This is a genomic window from Micromonospora sp. MH33, from assembly GCF_003013775.1.
Classification (GTDB): Bacteria; Actinomycetota; Actinomycetes; order Mycobacteriales; family Micromonosporaceae; genus Micromonospora; species Micromonospora fulviviridis.
The window spans coordinates 1-15978 of the sequence record NZ_MUYZ01000145.1; the positions used below are offsets into that span (position 1 = coordinate 1).

Below are 15978 nucleotides of genomic sequence, written 5' to 3' on the forward strand. Positions count from 1 at the left end.
CCGCCGGTCCCGCCGACGGCGAGCCGGCCGCCGAGGTGCCGCCGGCCGGCGGGAGCGCCGTCGGTTCCGACGACCAGCCGCCGGCGGCCGAGCCGGCGCCGGCCGACGGGGGCGTGCCACGGCAGCGTGACGAGGCGTCGCCGGCGGGATCCCCCGGCGCCTCCCACGATTCCCGGTACTTCGCGGCGGCGCTGGTGGTGCTCGGCCTCTCCGCCACGGCGCTGGTGGCCACCCACCCCCAGCCGGTACGGGCCGCGTCACCCCGACTCCGACGGCCAGCCCGAGTCCGTCGGCGGAGCCCAGCTCGGACGGCAACATCCTCACGGACATCCTGGGCGGCATCGGAGACCTCTTCACCGGCGGTAAGCGGGCCGCGTCGGCCGCGCCGTCGGCGAGTCCCAGCCCGGGCGCCGACGCGGTCGGGACGCCCGGCACCCCGGCCGCGGCGACCCCGACCCCGGCCCGGTCGGGCGGCGCCACTCCCACCTGCCCCCCGGCGAAGCCGAGCCCGCCGCGCAAGGTGGAGGCGGGCGGGCTCATGCCGAAGATCGCCCCTGAGCCGGGGCAGCCGAAGGTGGCCCAGCAGCCGTCCAAGCTGACCGGCTCGAAGGTCACCATGACCGGGCTGCGGTTCGAGGGGATCGTCGAGCTGCCCACCCAGGAGGGCACCCTCAAGTGCCTGAAGTTCACCATGGACAAGGCGGTCACCGAGGACTTCACGCTCCGGGCCACGGGCCCGGAGGGCAAGGCCCAGCGGTACGTCACCGACCGGCTCACCGTCGAGGGCGACGTCGCCTTCTACGCCACCCGCTTCGTCGGGCACCTGCTCGGCATCAAGATCACGCTCACCCCGGACCTGCCGTTCCCCGACGGCCTCCCGGTCACCTCGCCGATCCCGATCAGCTTCACCGACCCGGTGATCGACCTGGCCTACGAGAACTCCCGTTCGCTCACCGCCCGGCCGGTGCTCAAGCTCGACCTCGCCTGACCCGCGACGGTAAGCGGAACGGCCGGGAGCCGGAGGATTCCCTCCGACTCGCGGCCGTCGTCGTCGCTCAGAGCCGGGCCAGCGCCTTGCGCAGCGGGTCGAGCCCCAGCGAGCCCAGGTCGAGGGCCTGCCGGTGGAACTCCTTGAGGTCGAACTCGGCGCCCTTGCGGGCCTTCGCCTCCTCCCGGGCCTGGAGCCAGATCCGCTCGCCCACCTTGTACGAGGGCGCCTGCCCCGGCCAGCCCAGGTAGCGGTTCAGCTCGAAGCGCAGGTTCTCGTCCGGCACCCGGCAGTGCGCCCGCATGAACTCCCAGCCCAGTTCCGGCGTCCAGCGCTCGCCGGGGTGGAAGCCGAACGGGTTGTCGGCCGGGATCTCCAGCTCCAGGTGCATGCCGATGTCGACGATCACCCGGGCGGCCCGGAACGCCTGCCCGTCGAGCATGCCGAGCTTGTCGCCCGGGTCCTCCAGGTAGCCCAGCTCGTCCATCAGCCGCTCGGAGTAGAGCGCCCAGCCCTCACCGTGCCCGGAGACCCAGCAGAGCAGCCGCTGCCAGCGGTTGAGCAGGTCGGCCCGGACGGCGGTCTGGGCGACCTGGAGGTGGTGACCCGGCACGCCCTCGTGGTAGACCGTGGTCACCTCGCGCCAGGTGGAGAAGTCGCTGATGCCCTGCGGCACGGCCCACCACATCCGGCCCGGCCGGGAGAAGTCCTCGCTCGGGCCGGTGTAGTAGATGGCGCCGTCGCTGGTGGGGGCGAGGCAGCACTCGATCCGGCGGACCTGCTCCGGGATGTCGAAGTGGGTGCCGTGCAGTTCGCTGATCGCCTTGTCGGCGAGCGCCTGCATCCAGTCCCGGAACGCCTCCTTGCCCTGGATGGTCCGGGCCGGGTCCGCGTCCAGGGCACGCACGGCATCATCGACACTGGCACCCGGACCCGCGATGCGCCCAGCAAGGGTTCGCATCTCGCCCTCCAGCCGGGCCAGCTCCGCGAAACCCCAGGCGTACGTCTCGTCGAGGTCGACCCGGGCGCCGAGGAAGTACTGCGAGGCCAGCTCGTAACGCTCCCGGCCGGCGGCCTGCTTGAGCCGGCCCTGCGGGGCCAGTTCGGTGCGGAGGAACTGCCCGAACTCGGCGGTGGCGGCCGTCGCGGCGGCCGCGCCCTTGCGCAGCTCCGCCCCGAGCGCGCCCTCGGCGCCGAGCCGCTCGGCCAGGCCGTGGAAGAAGTTGTCGCCGTTCGGGTCGACCCAGATGTCGCACTGCTTGGCGACCTCGACGAGCTGCACCTGCGAGCTGACCTGGCCGGCCGCCGCCGCCTCGCGCAGCGTGCGCTTGTAGCCCTCCAGCGCGCCCGCGAAGCGGTTGAGCCGGGCGGCCACGTTCGCCTTGGCGTCGTCGCCCTCGGTCGGCATGAGGTCGAAGACCATCCGCAGGTCGTGCAGCCCGCTGGCGATCACGTTGACCTCGCTGCTGGCCTCGCCGGCCTCGTAGCGGGCGAGCTCCAGCCCGAGACGCTCCTGCATCGCCTCCTTGGCGGTCCGCTCCGACTCCGTGTCCGGCTCGGTCACGTCGAGGTCGGCCAGGGTGCGCCGGGTCAGGTCGGCGCGGGCCGCGTACCCCTCGGGGGTGAGGTCGTCGAGCTGGTCGTCGTAGCCGGCGATGCCGACGTAGGTGGCGCCGGTCGGGCTCAGCGGAGCCCAGTCGGCCACGTAGCGGTTGGCGAGGTCATCGATTCGTCCCACCAGGCGACCCTACGTGACCGTGCCACCCCGATGTCGAGCGTGTTCGCCGTGTTCGGAGGAGCGGGCACCGGTGTGGTCGAGCGGCTGTGGCGGTCGACACGGCGTCCGAATTTCGCGGGACTTCGTCGTACCCCTGCGGCAGAGTGTCAGGGGTGACAGCGGATACCACTCCTGACCGGGCCCCGTTGCGGAGCTGGCTGCCCGGATTCCTCGCGCTCGGCGTGATCTGGGGTTCCAGCTTCCTCTTCATCAAGGTGGGGGTGGCCGAGCTGCACCCGCTGCACCTCACCCTCTACCGGGTGGCCACCGGCGCGGTGACGCTGCTGGTGGTGCTGGCCGTGCTGCGCGACCGGCTGCCCCGCGAGCCCCGGGTCTGGGCGCACCTCGTGGTGGTGGCCGCCTTCGGCGTGGCGCTGCCGTTCACCCTGTTCGGCTTCGGCGAGCAGCGGGTGGAGTCGATGCTCGCCGGCATCTGGAACGCCACCACGCCGCTGATCGTGCTGCCGCTGGCGGTGCTGGTGTTCCGCACCGAGCGGCTGACCGTGCGGCGCGCGATCGGGCTGGGGCTGGGTTTCGCCGGCGTGCTGGTGGTGCTCGGTGTCTGGGAGGGCGTCGGCGGGTCGCACTTCACCGGCCAGCTCATGTGCCTCGGAGCGGCGGCCTGCTACGGGGTGGCCATCCCCTACCAGAAGAAGTTCATCGCGGGCAGTTCGTACTCCGGCCTGTCGCTGTCGGCGGCCCAGCTGCTGGTGGCGACCGCGCAGCTCGCGCTGGTCGCGCCGCTGGTGGCGGGCGCGCCGCCGGTGCCCACCGGGCTCTCCGCGAAGGTGGTGGCCTCCGTGCTGGCGCTCGGCGCGCTCGGCACCGGGCTGGCCTTCGTGATCAACCTACGCAACATCCGGGTGGCCGGGGCCAGCACCGCCTCCACGGTCACCTACCTGATCCCGGTGTTCGCGGTGCTGGTCGGCGCGGTGGTGCTCGGCGAGCGGATGAACTGGCACCAGCCGGTGGGCGCCCTGGTCGTGCTGCTCGGCGTGGCCGTCGCACAGGGGATGCTCGGCCGGCGCCGGGCGGCGTCCGTCCCTGCCGCCGCCACCCGTCCGGCGGTGCCGGCCGGCCGCTGATCGCCGCGCCGGCGAGGTGGCGGGGTCCGGGGCCTCCGGATGCCGCCACCACGGCGCGGTGGCAACGCGCTCAGCCGCGGCCGGCCGTCCACTTCACCAGGCGGTCGGCCTTCCAGGTGTTGACCACCCGGTTCGCCGGTACGCCGCAGAGCGCGGCCCGCTCGCAGCCGAAACGCTGCCAGTCGAGCTGGCCGGGGGCGTGCGCGTCGGTGTTGACGGCGAACTTGCAGCCGGCCTCCAGGGCGCGGCGGATCAGCCGCTTCGGGGGGTCCTGCCGCTCCGGCCGGGAGTTGATCTCGACGGCCACGTCGTGCTCCGCGCAGGCCGCGAAGACCGCGTCCGCGTCGAAGTCGCTCTCCTTGCGGGTGCGCGCCCGGTGCCCCCGGTCACCCGGGCCGGTCACCCCGGCGGGCCGGGAGGAGACCATCCGCCCGGTGCAGTGCCCGAGGATGTCCAGGTGCGGGTTGGCGATCGCGGCCAGCATCCGGCGGGTCATCTTCGCCCGGTCGTCGTTGAGGCCGCTGTGCACCGAGCCGACCACCACGTCGAGCCGGGCCAGCAGCTCCTCGTCCTGGTCCAGCGACCCGTCGGCGAGGATGTCCACCTCGATGCCGGTGAGGATGCGGAAGCCCTTCGGCAGCGCCTCGTTCACCGCGGCCACGTGGTCGAGCTGCTTGCGCAGCCGGTCCGCGGTGAGCCCCCGGGCCACCGTGAGCCGGGGCGAATGGTCGGTGAGCACCACGTACTCGTGCCCCAGCTCGACCGCCGCCAGGGCCATCTCCTCGATCGGTGAGCCGCCGTCGGACCAGTCCGAGTGGGTGTGGCAGTCGCCGCGCAGCGCGTCCCGCAGCTTCGCCGCGGCCTCGTCGAGGTCGGTGCCCTCGGTGGCGACCAGCCGGCGCAGGTAGACCGGTTCCTCGCCGGCCAGCGACTCGGCCACGCAGCGGGCCGTGACGTCGCCGACCCCGGACAGCTCGGTGAGCTTGCCGGTGCGGGCCCGCTCGGCCACCTCGCCGGGCGGCAGGGCGCCGAGCGCCTTGGCCGCCGACCGGAACGCCCGGACCCGGTAGGTGGCCTCGTTCGCCCGCTCCAGCAGGAACGCGATCCGCCGCAGGTCGGCGATGGGGTCCCGGGCAGTCATGCCCTGCAACCTACGCGCCCGCGCGGCCCGCCGCGCGGTGTCGTCCGGGGTGTCGCGAGTGGACGGCGGTCAGCCGGCCGCGGCGGAGCCGCTCGGCGCCTTCGGGCAGCCGTGCCGGCGCTGCCAGGCAGTCACCTCGGCGGCCGGCGCACGGTTGCCCCGCTTGCGCCACGAGTCGAGGTACTTCGCCGGCCAGACCACGCCTCGCCGGATCCACCAGTCGTCGTGGCCGGTGCACTTCGGGGAGAGCCCGAAGTGCAGGTGGCAGACGTTGTTGGCGTTGCCGGTGCGGCCCACCTTGCCGAGCTGCTGCCCGGCCCGCACCCGGACCCCGGCGTCGACGCCGGCGGCGATCTCGCTCAGGTGCGACCCGTAGTAGCGGACCCCGTCGTCGCCGAGCAGCGAGACCGCCAGCCCGCCGTTGTACGGGCCGAGCGGCCCCCGCCGGCTGAACCGGTCCACCCGGCTCACCTCGAGGATCACCCCGTCGGTGACCGCCACCACCGGCTCGCCGCAGTCGGCGAAGATGTCCGTCCCCGGGTACGCGGAGTGGGTCGGGTGGTAGTCGACGTTGCCGGCGCGGACCGGGAAGACGTGAAGCAGGTCGGTGCGGGTCGGCGACGGGGACGGCGTGGGCGGGGCGGCCGACGCCGTGGGGCCGGCCGACCCGGTGGGCTGTGCCCCGGTGGCCAGCCCGCTCGGACCCTGCCACGAGTTGCCCGGTGCCGAGGCGGGGCGGTCGCCCGGGGCGCACCCGGCGGCCAGCGCCGCCACGAGCAGCAGGACCGGGTACGCCGGACGCGGGCGGCGTCCGATCGATGGCGAGCGCATCCGGTCATCCTGACAGACCACTACCGTGGGGACGAACGCCGAGACCAGTCCGTTCCGCACGGTCGCTCTGCGTGACCTCGGTACATCTACGTTCCGTGAAGGGGGCAGGGGTGACGAACGGCTGGCAGGGCGTACCCGGTGAGCCCGGTGCGGGGCCCGTGCGGCCGCTGCCGCGTACCCCGTCGGGGCTCTTCCCGTCCGGGGCGCCGATGCGGCCGAGCTACCGCGAGCCGTACCCGGTCACCGGCGCGGGCGTCGCGGTCGGCGCGGTGACCGCCTTCGCCTGGCTGCTGCTGTTCGGCCTGCTCGGCCGGGACGTCGCCGGCTACGCGTGGTGGACGCTCTTCGCCGGTGGGCTGGCCTGGCTGGCCGCCGCGGTGCTGGTCCGGCACGGTGACCGGGGGGTGGCCACCGGGGCCGCGATCGTCACGGCGGGTGGCTGGAGCATCGCTGCGGCGATCGTCGCGGTGCGCTGGGCGCAGAGCGGTAACTGGCCGCTCTGGTGACCCTGCGTGCCGGTTTCGCTGCGTAGTGAAGACCGTCTTGACGTACGCGCGGTGACGGTCCACGCTCGCGGTATGGCCTGGACCACCCCGCCCCGGCTCGACCCCGAGCGGAGCCGACGCCGCCTGCAACTCCTCGCCGAGTTGGCCGGTGCCCGCACGGTGCGGCAGCGCGAACGGCCGCAGCGGGCCCGCAGCGAGCGCCTGCGCGAGCTGATCGCCACCCGCCGGCGCATCGCCGGCTGACCGACTTTCTCCGGGGAACGGCCGGCCCTTCGGGGCGTTGACCGGTCGGCTGCCGACCCGACCGGTTAACGTGCATCGCGTGACGAGTCGGCGTGCTGCCGAGGCCAATTTGGGGGGACCGTGTCGTACTTCGCTGCTGCCGCGGCGCGCGTCGAGGGCGCCTGGACCGCCGCCGAGGTGAACCTGCGCGGCGTCACCGACATCGAGGAGGTGGCCGACCGGCTGCGCGACGTCGAGCCGGACGCCGACCTCTCACTGCTCTTCGTCGAGGCCGACGACACGTACCTGGTGATCCTGCGCCTGGACGAGGGGGAGGACCTGCGGGTCTTCGGCTCCGACTCGGCGTACGCCGAGGAGTCCCGGCTGGGCGCGCTGCTGGTCGGGGACCTGAAGACCTCGGTCACCGGGCTGGAGGACGCCGACGAGCCGCGGCCGGCCGCCGGTGGCGACGAGGAGACCGAGCAGCCGGCCGTGGACCCGGAGGCCGACCCGGTGGGCGACGCCGACATCCTCGCCGACCTGGGCATCCCGGCGCCGAAGCTGCTCGCCCTCAGCGGCTCCGAGGGGATGATGCCGGCCGACGTCACCGCCGAGATCTGCCAGGTGCTCGGCTGCGCCGACGAGGTCGAGGAGCTGCGTGAGGTCTGAGCCGCCCGGGCCGGCGTGGACCGGCGGGGCGGAGCCCGCCGACGCCACCGATCCGGCCCTGGAGACCGTACGCCCGGGGCAGCCCACCCCGGGCCGGCCGGCCCGGGTCGGTCCGGGCGCGGACGAGGGGCTGGCCGACCTGGGCGGCGTGGGCCGCCGGCAGCGGCACGAGCTGTGGGTGCGCCGGGCCCTGGAGGTCGCGGTGACCGGCCCGGACAGCGTGCCCGCCGACGGCGCCGACGCCATCGAGGACGTCCCGGTCGGCGCGGTCGTCTACGGCCCGGACGGCGCCGAGCTGGCCATCGGCCGCAACGAGCGGGAGCTGACCGGCGACCCGACCGCGCACGCCGAGGTGCTGGCGCTGCGCCGGGCCGCCGAGCGGCTGGGCCGCTGGCGGCTGGAGGGCTGCACCCTCGTCGTGACCCTGGAGCCGTGCACCATGTGCGCGGGGGCGATCGCGCTGGCCCGGATCTCGACGGTGGTCTTCGGCGCGTGGGAGCCGAAGACCGGCGCCGTCGGCTCGCTGTGGGACGTGCTGCGCGACCGCCGCCTCACCCACCGCCCCGAGGTGTACGGCGGGGTGCGGGAGGCGGAGAGCGTCGCGTTGCTGCGCGCCTTCTTCCGCTAGCCCACCCGGTCAGGCGGGTTGCGGGGCGGGACGCAGCAGGGTCTCGGCGACGGCGCGGCCGGCCTCGGTCCAGGCGGTGGGGCGCAGGGTGGCCGGGTCCAGCCGGACGATCGACCGGGTGCCGTCGGCGTGCAGGACGCTGCCGTCCACCGAGCGGAACTCGAAGGCGTAGCGGGCGCTGGTGGTGCCGAAGTGCTCAAGCCAGAAGTGCACCGCCACCGTGCCGACCCCGGTGACCGGGGCCCGGTAGGTGATGGTGAACTCGCGGACCGCGTGGAACACGTCGGGGGCGCTCTTCAGGTCGCCGCGGAAGGCGACGCCGCGCTCGGCCCAGTAGGGCGTCAGGGCGCGCTCCAGCAGCACCGCGTAGCGGGCGTTGTGCAGGATGCCCATGGCGTCGAGGTCGTCGAAGTGCACCGGGACGTGCTCGACGTGACCGAACTCGGCGACCGGCCGGTCGACGGTGGCGTGGCTCATGACTGGCCTTCCGGTAGCAGGGTCGGATCCGGGCAGAGCGCCCGCAGCCGGTTCAGCAGGCCCTGGCGGGCGTGCCGGTAGGTGGCGTCCGGGTCGAGCATCCGGGACCGCATCGCCGCGCTGATGCCCAGCGCGTCGATCTCGTACGCCAGCAGCGGCACGTCCAGGTCGGCGGGGAGTTCGCCGAGGTCGACGGCCTCCCGGACGAGGCGTTCGAGGAACGCGGTCCACCGGCCGAACGCCTCGGCGAGCCGGTCCCGGACCGGGCCGGGGCGGGCGTTGTACTCGAACTCGGTGTTGGCGAAGAAGCAACCGCCGGGCAGCACCCGGGCGGCGTAGAACTCGATCCGGGCCTCGTGCAGCGCGCGCAGCCGGCGGACGCCCCGGGGGGCGCGCAGGGCCGGGGCGGCGATCCGCTCCTCCCACTGGGCCACGGCCCGGTCGACGGTGGCGAGTTGCAGCGCCTCTTTGGAGCGCCAGTGCGCGAAGAGGCCGGACTTGCTGACCCCGAGCCGGTCGGCGAGTTGGGCGAGGGAGAGCCCGTCCAGGCCGACCTCGGTGGCCAGCGCCACGGCGGTGTCCAGCACCGCGGTGCGGGTGCGGTCGCCGCGGGCGACGCGGCCGTCGGAGGTCATGCGGGCAGCGTAGCTAGAAAAAGCACGACCGGTCGTATTTATTTGTGTGACCCCGGTAACGCGACCGCCCCGCCACCAGCGGTGACGGGGCGGTCGGGGATCGGTCGGGTCAGGCGATGACGGTGTCGAGGGCGATCTCGACCATCTGGCCGAAGGTCTGCTCGCGCTCCTGCGACGTGGTCTTCTCGCCGGTCTTGATGTGGTCGCTGACGGTCAGCACGGTCAGCGCGCGGGCCTTGAAGCGGGCGGCGATCGTGTAGAGCGCCGCCGACTCCATCTCCACCGCGAGCACGCCGTAGTCGGCGAGGGTGTCGTAGAGGTCCGGCCGGTCGGTGTAGAAGGCGTCCGCGGCCAGGATCGGGCCGACCCGCATGGTGATGCCGCGCCGCTCGGCCACCTCGACCGCGGTACGCAGCAGCCCGAAGTCGGCCACCGGGGCGTAGTCGATCAGCCCGTCGAACCGCATCCGGTTCATGTTCGAGTCGGTGGACGAGCCGATCGCCGCCACCACGTCCCGTAGCTGGAGGTCCTCGGTCAGGGCGCCGCAGGAACCGACCCGGATCAGCGTCTTCACGCCGTACTCGTTGATCAGCTCATGGGCGTAGATGGAGGCGGACGGCATGCCCATGCCGGAGCCCTGGACGGAGACCTCGACGCCGTTCCAGCGGCCGGTGAAGCCCAGCATGCCGCGAACCGTCGTGTAGCAGCGGGCGTCCTCGAGGTATGTCTCCGCGATCCACTTGGCCCGCAGCGGGTCGCCCGGCATCAGGACCCGCTCGGCGATCTCTCCCGGCTCAGCGCCGATGTGCGTACTCATGGCAAAGATCCTGCCAGGCCGCGCCGGGGGATACCGGTTCGGCGTCCAGACCCGGGGTCCTGTACCCTACTCGGCGGTGGCGTGTCCGAGTGGCCTAAGGAGCACGCCTCGAAAGCGTGTGAGGGTTTACGCCCTCCGCGGGTTCAAATCCCGCCGCCACCGCTCGTGAGATGCGCGAACGCCCGGTCGATCCGTGAGGATCCGGCCGGGTGTTCCGCTTTCTGGCGTGCCTCGGCGGCCGCAGCCTCGGCTCACGCGCCCTGACGTCATGGAGAGCCGGGACGACTAGGCGTCGAGCGGATGCCCGGAGATCCGGAGGCGTCCGCCGGATTCGATCGCCTGTGCTGCCGCACCGGACGGCTTGCGTTCCGCCTGATCCTCGAACGAGGCCAGGAACTCCGTGGCGAAGTCCAGTCGGGGGTACCGATCGAGCACGCTCTTCCGGAGCGCCTCGGAGAATTCCTCAGGACGTCGTCCTGCCACGTCCCAGGCCGTCGCGACCTGCAGCAGGTGGGACTCGGCGTCCTCGGCGGCGGACACGTCGGCGCGCATGTGGGTGACGATGATGTGTTCGACGCGGGCCGCGCGGGCCTCGGGCCAGCCGGCGGCGACTCCGAATACCCACGCGAGGTTCCCGCCGGCCTCCTCGAACGGAAGCGAGTGACTGTCGAACGGCTCGGTGAGCCCGGCGTCGTGCAGGAGGGCCGAGACGTAGTACAGCTCGTCGTCGAAGGCGATTCCGTGTGCGCGGGCGTACGTCACCCCCCACACGTATGACCGGATGGAGTGGTTGAGCAGCGCAGGCGAGCAGTAACGGGTGGCCACGGAGAGCGCCGTCGCCGCAGGCGTACCGGGAAGTTCCGGCAATCCGGAAGACTCAGGCATAGGTGGATCGTAGTTCCGGCGCCTCTGGCATCCGGACCACCCGTGTCACTCCCCACCGCCGACGCTCCGGGCGCCCTGTCGCATCTCCTCCCGCCGGGCCCGCGCGGCGGCGCGGAACCGCAGCAGCGGCATGTCGGCCTCGGCCCGATCGGCGAAGTGGTCGAGCAGCTCCCGGTGCACGAAGATGTAGCCGTCGCCGACCTGGCGCAGGAAGAGGCACTGCACCGCGTGGTCGAGGAACGGCAGCAGCGGGTACGGCACCAGGTCCGCCCGGGCGAGCCGCCGCCGGACCAGGACCTGCTCGACCATCGGGGAGAACGCGACCACGCTGAACAGCAGGAGGCTCGTGCCGCCGCCGAGCAGCACCGCGAAGCGGAGCGCCTCGGCCGCACCCCGGGCCAGTGCGACCGGTACGAAGCCGAGCCCGGCGACGCCCACGCCCAGCGCGATGATGTTGCCGGCAATGTCGGTCAGCCGCTGCCGCAGCAAAGGGCTCGGCAGCTCGCGGCGGTCGGTGCGGGGCGGCGGCGGCCGGAAGTAGAGCAGCACCTGGGCGCTGTCGAGGCCGACCAGGGCCACCACCGTGGCGAGGAAGATTCCGGCGCCGTAGCCGAGGCCGGCGGTCCAGCTGGGCCCGCCGGGGGCGAGCCAGCCGGTGAGCCCGCCGACGGCCGCGCCGGCCACGAGCGCCGAGACCTGGATGAACCGTTCCAGCTCGGCGAGTCCCGTGGTCCAGGCGACCACCCAGCTCTCCGGGCGCCGGTCGTCGCGGTCGCGGATGGCCCAGGTCAGGTCGAACAGCTCGTCGTAGTTGGCCGTGTACATGAGCACGGCCAGAGCCAGCAGGCCACCGGCGACCACCAGGCCGGTCACCGCGCCCAGCGCCCAGCCCGCCGAGCCGAGCAGCGCGGCGAGCGCGGTGCAGCTGAGCAGCCGGGTGAGCGCCGTCGAGGCCCACAGCGGGGCCGGGTGCCGGGCCGACCAGGATTCGTCGATCATGTCCAGCACGAAGACCGTCTGCTGGCGCAGGCTCAGCACCCGGGCGAGGGTGGCGAGGTGGCGGGCCGTCCGCTCCGGCCGGTACCGGGGGTGCGACCGGCGGCGCAGCATGGTGTCGACATACCGGGTGAAGAGGCGCTCGCGGTCGGAGCCGGCCGACGCCGGGCCGGGTCCGGCGTCGGCCGGGTCGGCGTACGCCAGCGCCATGATGCTGAGCATCAGCGGCGAGTCGGCGAGTTGCCACAGCTCGGGGTCGGCGTCGAGCGCGTTCCGCAGCCCGCCCAGCCCCGGCCGGTCGAGGTACCGCGCGATCTGCGACCGGTCCAGCGGCTGGATGGCGACGGTGCCGTAGAGGGGCAGTTCCGACCGGAGCCGGGCGTACTCCGCCTGCCGGCAGCAGACGGCGATCGGGGTGAGCGGCTGCCGGCCGTGGAACGCGGCGATCGCCTCGGCACAGGCGTCGCGGTGTGGCTCGGCCACCTCGTCGAGGCCGTCCAGCAGCGGCAGGATCTCTCCCACGGCCACCCAGCCGGCCGCCTGCTCGGCCGGTATGCCGTACCGCTCGGTGAGCTGCTCGACGAGCCACTGGTCGAGGGGCCGGCGGAGGGTGGCCCAGGAGGAGAGGTTGAACACGGCCGGGATCGGGGCGTCCGGGTCGTGGTCGGCGCGATCGAGCAGGTCCCGGGCGAGTTCCAGCAGGGTGGTCGTCTTGCCGGCGCCGGGGGCGCCGACGATGACCACCGCCTGGTCGAGCTGGTCGAACAGGGCCGACATCGAGGCCCGGTCGTCCAGCGAGCCGGTGAAGCCGTCCCGGTGGCTGGCCCGCAGGCTCCACGGGTGCCGGCGGTCGTCGGCGGTCGCGGCGATGCCCAGCTCGATCCGCGCCTCCTGGTACAGGGACCGGTCCAGGACGCTGGTCACCCAGTAGCGGCGGACCCGCTCCAGCAGCACCTTCCGGGCCCGCGCGGCGCCAGCGGTCCCGATCCCCTGCGGCCCCCGGCCGCGCTGCACCTCGATGACCACCAGGACCGCCACCAGCAGCAGCACCAACGGCCAGGCCAGCCAGAGGTACGGGGATCAGCGTCCGGGCAGCGCTCCGGTGGCGACGTTCGTGGCCAAGCCGAGCAGGGCCACGACGATCACCGACAGGCCGACCGTCCCCACTCGACGCATGCGTCGTCTCTACCGTCCCGAGGGGCGCACGCACAACCCGCGGTCCGGTCAGCAGGGGCCGTAGCCCTCATCGAAGAGGCGGCGGGCCCAGTCCGCGTACCCGGCGATGATCTCCCGGACCGTGCTGCCGTCGTGCAGGAAGAGGTACGCGCGGTCGCCATTGCGGGCGAGCAGGCCGTCGAACCGGTGCATCTCCTGTGGAGCGTCGAGGTCGACCACCGACGGGTACGCGGCGTGCACCGCGTCGACCGGCGTGCCCACGGTGATCCCCTCGGGTGTGCTCATCGGGTCGTCGAGCCAGAGCAGGACGAGCCGGTCGTCGACGAAGATCGGGCTGACCGAGCCGTGGCCGGCCAGCGTGGGACCGCACGCGTCCACGTCGGTGCGCAGCACGCCGCGCCGGGTCAGGTCCTCCTCGGTGGCGCCGAACTCGGCGTTGCCCAGGCCGTCGAGGCTGACCACCTCGGCGGCGCCGACCGGCCGCGCCGGCACGTCCGGCCCCTGTGGACGGACGCCGCTGCCGGCGATCGAGGCGGCCGTCATCAGCACGGCGATGAATCCGAATTGTCGCAGTCTCATGCAATCCCCCAGTCCCCAACGGGACCGGGGCGATGAGGTTGCTGGTGCTGGTCGGATTGCCGCAGCTCCCACTCCTCGGCCAGCTCGTCCCAGTAGTCGGCGGAGAGTCCGCGCCGCCCGTGCGCCAGCCAGCCGGCCGTGTCGCGCTCCAGGTGCAGGCCCAGTTCGGCGAACGGGTCGATCCACGGCCCCGGCTCGGCGCCCAGCCGAACGAGCGCCGCGTTGATCGGCCACTCGGCGCGCGGCCGGTCCAGCCGGTCGTCGAAGCAGGGCCCCCAGCTCGGCTCGCCGCCCAGCCAGACGGCCGCGGCCTGGTGGCCCAGCCCGCCGGCGAACTCCGCCTCCAGGTACGCCACCGGCCCCCGCCGGGACCAGCGGGCCAGCAGGTCCGACAACTGCAGCTGGGAGTCGTCGTCGGTCAGGGCGGGCGAGAGGACGAGCTGGAACGGCTGCTCCGCCGAGGGCTCCCCGGTGGCGAAGTCCGGCAGCCGGCCGGTCAGCTCCTCGACGAGCTGCGGGGTGACCGGCAGCAGCGCGAAGTCCTGGCGGAGCGCGGCGAGCACCGCGTGATCCAGGCCGGCGGTCTGCTCGCGGAGCAGCTCGACGTCGGCGACCACCGCGCTGAGCTGGTAACTCATCCGATCCCCTCGGCGTCCACAGGCTGTGGATAGAACATGTGTACGACGGTCGGTCAGTCCTCGGCGGCCGGCGGCGGGTCGGTCATCTCGAAGGCCATGAGGGTGGCGCCCACCCGGACCGTACCGGGCGCGTGTGGCGGCTGGGCGGCGTCGTGCAGCTCGGTCATGATCGCGTGCAGTCGCCGGCGCGCCGCCGCCCAGGCGTCGGGGGAGACCCACAGCTCCGCGTCGGTGGTGACGCCGGCCGTCCCCGGGGCGCGGTGGGCCACCCGGTCGAGCAGGTTGCGGGCGAGCGACTCGGCGAGCAGCGGCTGCCCCTCCTGCTGCTCGGTGAGCCAGGGTCCGCGTACCGCCCGGTAGCGGCGTTCCCGGCCGCCGCGCCGGGCGCGCACGTCCGCCAGCTCGACCAGGCCGGCGGCGTCCAGCCGGCGCAGGTGCTGGCTGGCGAGGGCGTGGGAGATGGCCAGCTCCCGGGCGAGCGCGGCGGCGGAGAGGGGCGCGCTCCACAGCAGCGAGAGCATGCGCAGTCGTACCGGATGGGCCAGCGCGCGCAGGCGCGGGTCGGTGGTGCTCACGGCCGCCATTGAACCGCACCCAACCGGCGCATCCACCCCCAAGCATTGACTTGGGGGTCGGGTGTGGACAGAATCGCACCGCACGGGGGAGGCGCCATGAGCTGGGGTACGACCAGGGTGTTGGGCAACCGCGACGCCGGGCGCTACCTGGCCGGGGTGCTGGTGTCCGGCTTCGGCACGGCGGCCATGCTTCTGGTGGCCGGGATCTGGGTGAAGGACCTCACCGGGTCGAGCAGCCTGGCCGGCCTGGTCACCCTCGGCACCTGGGGGCCCACCCTGGTCGCCCCGCTGATCGGGGTGCTGGCCGACCGGTTCCGCCGCCGGCCGCTGCTGATCGGCCTGCACCTGGCCATGGCCGCCCTGCTGCCGGTGCTGCTGCTGGTCGACACCGCCGCCCGGGTCTGGCTGATCTTCGCGGTGATGGTCGCGTACGGGGTCAGCTTCGTGCTGATCGACTCGGCCGAGGCGGCGCTGGTGCCGGCCGTGGTCCCCGGCGAGCTGCTCGGCGACTTCAACGGGCTGCGGACGACGGTCAACGAGGGCATGAAGCTGGTCGCCCCGCTGGTCGGCGCCGGCCTCTTCGCCGCGTACGGCGGGCACCCCGTGGTGCTTCTCGACGCCGCCACCTTCGCCCTCGCCGCGCTGCTGCTCACCCAGATCCGGGTCCGCGAGGCGCCCCCGCCCCCGCCCGAGCGCTGGACCCGCCAGCTCGCCGAGGGACTCGGGCACCTGCGCCGGCACGCCCCGCTGCGGCACCTGGTCGTCTGCACGGGGGCCGCCATGCTGCTGATCGGGATCAACGGCGCCCTCGCGTACGCCGTGGTGGACGACGGTCTGCACCGGCCGCCGGAGTTCAACGGGGTGCTCGGCACCATGCAGGGCGTCGGGTCACTGGTCGGTGGCCTGGCCGCGGGCGCCCTGCTGCGCCGGCTCGGCGACCGGCGGGTGACCGCGGTGGCGATCACTCTTCTGGCCGCCGGCCTGGCGCTGCGGGCCGCGCCCGGCCTCGTCCCGGTGGCCGCCGGCACGCTGGCGGTCGGGGTCGGGGCGCCACTGGTGCTGATCACCGTCTGGACCGCGGTGCAACGGGAGACACCGAACGCGCTGGTGGGCCGGGTGTCCGCGACCGTGAACACGCTCACCTACGGCCCCGGCACGCTCGCCGTCCTGGCCGGCGCCGGCCTGCTGGAGCTGGTCGACCACCGGGTGATCCAGCTGGCGGGGGCGGCCGGCGCGGTGCTGCTCGCCGGCTGGGCGCTGCGCGGTGACCGGCGCACCGCCGCACCGGAGGGCCCGCGTCCCACTGCGTCGGAGGGCCCGCGTGCCGCCGCCGCGGAGGAGACCGCGCCGGCG

At 73.9% G+C, this 15978-nt stretch carries 18 protein-coding genes, 1 tRNA gene and 1 pseudogene; 8 read left to right on the forward strand and 12 right to left on the reverse strand.

Features of this window, described 5'->3' with window-relative positions:
* A pseudogene (locus tag B0E53_RS38715) lies at window positions 1-232 on the reverse strand (hypothetical protein); the annotation flags it as partial.
* Between the two features lie 306 nt (window positions 233-538).
* Here B0E53_RS38715 and B0E53_RS21075 point away from each other — a divergent pair.
* Window positions 539-988, forward strand: a complete 450-nt coding sequence (locus B0E53_RS21075) for a hypothetical protein (protein ID WP_107077639.1) — start codon at window positions 539-541, stop codon at window positions 986-988.
* A 67-nt stretch (window positions 989-1055) separates the two neighbouring features.
* On the opposite strand, the gene B0E53_RS21080 is transcribed toward B0E53_RS21075, so the two are convergent.
* Complete coding sequence (locus B0E53_RS21080; RefSeq protein WP_107077640.1) at window positions 1056-2726, reverse strand: DUF885 domain-containing protein; 1671 nt, start codon at window positions 2724-2726, stop codon at window positions 1056-1058.
* 152 nt (window positions 2727-2878) lie between these two features.
* Between B0E53_RS21080 and B0E53_RS21085 the strand changes: the two genes are divergently transcribed.
* Window positions 2879-3850, forward strand: a complete 972-nt coding sequence (locus tag B0E53_RS21085) for a DMT family transporter (protein WP_210406159.1) — start codon at window positions 2879-2881, stop codon at window positions 3848-3850.
* Between the two features lie 70 nt (window positions 3851-3920).
* Here B0E53_RS21085 and B0E53_RS21090 read toward each other — a convergent pair whose 3' ends face one another.
* Both B0E53_RS21090 and B0E53_RS21095 read right to left on the reverse strand, forming a co-directional pair.
* Window positions 3921-4991: a PHP domain-containing protein gene (locus B0E53_RS21090; protein ID WP_107077642.1), complete on the reverse strand. Its 1071-nt coding sequence runs from the start codon at window positions 4989-4991 to the stop codon at window positions 3921-3923.
* Window positions 4992-5060: 69 nt separating this feature from the next.
* Window positions 5061-5822 (reverse strand): M23 family metallopeptidase, encoded by a 762-nt coding sequence (locus B0E53_RS21095; RefSeq protein ID WP_107077643.1) that lies wholly within the window; start codon window positions 5820-5822, stop codon window positions 5061-5063.
* Window positions 5823-6031: 209 nt separating this feature from the next.
* Here B0E53_RS21095 and B0E53_RS21100 point away from each other — a divergent pair, with 209 nt between their 5' ends.
* From B0E53_RS21100 to B0E53_RS21110, 4 genes are all read left to right on the forward strand, one after another.
* Entirely contained in the window at window positions 6032-6328 is a 297-nt protein-coding gene (locus tag B0E53_RS21100; RefSeq protein WP_107077654.1) for a hypothetical protein, read from the forward strand.
* A gap of 72 nt (window positions 6329-6400) precedes the next feature.
* Complete coding sequence (locus tag B0E53_RS37740; protein ID WP_167544573.1) at window positions 6401-6571, forward strand: hypothetical protein; 171 nt, start codon at window positions 6401-6403, stop codon at window positions 6569-6571.
* 120 nt (window positions 6572-6691) lie between these two features.
* Complete coding sequence (locus B0E53_RS21105) at window positions 6692-7219, forward strand: tRNA adenosine deaminase-associated protein (RefSeq protein WP_107077644.1); 528 nt, start codon at window positions 6692-6694, stop codon at window positions 7217-7219.
* Window positions 7209-7847 carry a nucleoside deaminase gene (locus B0E53_RS21110; RefSeq protein ID WP_107077645.1) on the forward strand — a complete coding sequence of 213 codons (639 nt, stop codon included), beginning with the start codon at window positions 7209-7211 and terminating at the stop codon, window positions 7845-7847. Before B0E53_RS21105 ends, B0E53_RS21110 begins: the two co-directional genes overlap by 11 nt.
* A gap of 9 nt (window positions 7848-7856) precedes the next feature.
* On the opposite strand, the gene B0E53_RS21115 is transcribed toward B0E53_RS21110, so the two are convergent.
* The 3 genes from B0E53_RS21115 to deoD all read right to left on the reverse strand — a co-directional run bounded on the left by B0E53_RS21115 (window position 7857) and on the right by deoD (window position 9776).
* Window positions 7857-8324, reverse strand: coding sequence for a thioesterase family protein (locus tag B0E53_RS21115; protein ID WP_107077646.1), 468 nt, complete (start codon window positions 8322-8324; stop codon window positions 7857-7859).
* A complete protein-coding gene (locus tag B0E53_RS21120) occupies window positions 8321-8959 on the reverse strand; it encodes a TetR/AcrR family transcriptional regulator (protein WP_107077647.1) in 639 nt (212 codons plus the stop codon). Before B0E53_RS21120 ends, B0E53_RS21115 begins: the two co-directional genes overlap by 4 nt.
* 109 nt (window positions 8960-9068) lie before the next feature.
* Window positions 9069-9776 (reverse strand): purine-nucleoside phosphorylase, encoded by a 708-nt coding sequence (gene deoD, locus B0E53_RS21125; RefSeq protein WP_107077648.1) that lies wholly within the window; start codon window positions 9774-9776, stop codon window positions 9069-9071.
* A 75-nt stretch (window positions 9777-9851) separates the two neighbouring features.
* On the opposite strand from deoD, the gene B0E53_RS21130 reads away from it, so the two are divergent.
* A tRNA-Ser gene (locus B0E53_RS21130) sits at window positions 9852-9938 on the forward strand.
* 123 nt (window positions 9939-10061) lie between these two features.
* On the opposite strand, the gene B0E53_RS21135 is transcribed toward B0E53_RS21130, so the two are convergent.
* The 5 genes from B0E53_RS21135 to B0E53_RS21155 form a co-directional block, all read right to left on the reverse strand.
* The gene (locus B0E53_RS21135; protein ID WP_210406160.1) at window positions 10062-10601 is read right to left on the reverse strand and encodes an HD domain-containing protein; all 540 of its coding nucleotides are present in this window, start codon (window positions 10599-10601) and stop codon (window positions 10062-10064) included.
* A gap of 105 nt (window positions 10602-10706) precedes the next feature.
* Window positions 10707-12707 carry an NACHT domain-containing protein gene (locus tag B0E53_RS21140; RefSeq protein WP_107077650.1) on the reverse strand — a complete coding sequence of 667 codons (2001 nt, stop codon included), beginning with the start codon at window positions 12705-12707 and terminating at the stop codon, window positions 10707-10709.
* A gap of 174 nt (window positions 12708-12881) precedes the next feature.
* Entirely contained in the window at window positions 12882-13376 is a 495-nt protein-coding gene (locus B0E53_RS21145; RefSeq protein WP_210406163.1) for a hypothetical protein, read from the reverse strand.
* 32 nt (window positions 13377-13408) lie between these two features.
* Window positions 13409-14050 (reverse strand): hypothetical protein, encoded by a 642-nt coding sequence (locus B0E53_RS21150; protein WP_107077652.1) that lies wholly within the window; start codon window positions 14048-14050, stop codon window positions 13409-13411.
* A 53-nt stretch (window positions 14051-14103) separates the two neighbouring features.
* On the reverse strand, window positions 14104-14625 hold the full coding sequence (locus tag B0E53_RS21155; RefSeq protein ID WP_246835524.1) for a winged helix-turn-helix domain-containing protein: 522 nt from the start codon (window positions 14623-14625) through the stop codon (window positions 14104-14106).
* A gap of 96 nt (window positions 14626-14721) precedes the next feature.
* Between B0E53_RS21155 and B0E53_RS21160 the strand changes: the two genes are divergently transcribed.
* Window positions 14722-15978 (forward strand): MFS transporter (locus B0E53_RS21160; RefSeq protein WP_210406161.1); only part of this gene is annotated, 1257 nt, incomplete at its 3' end.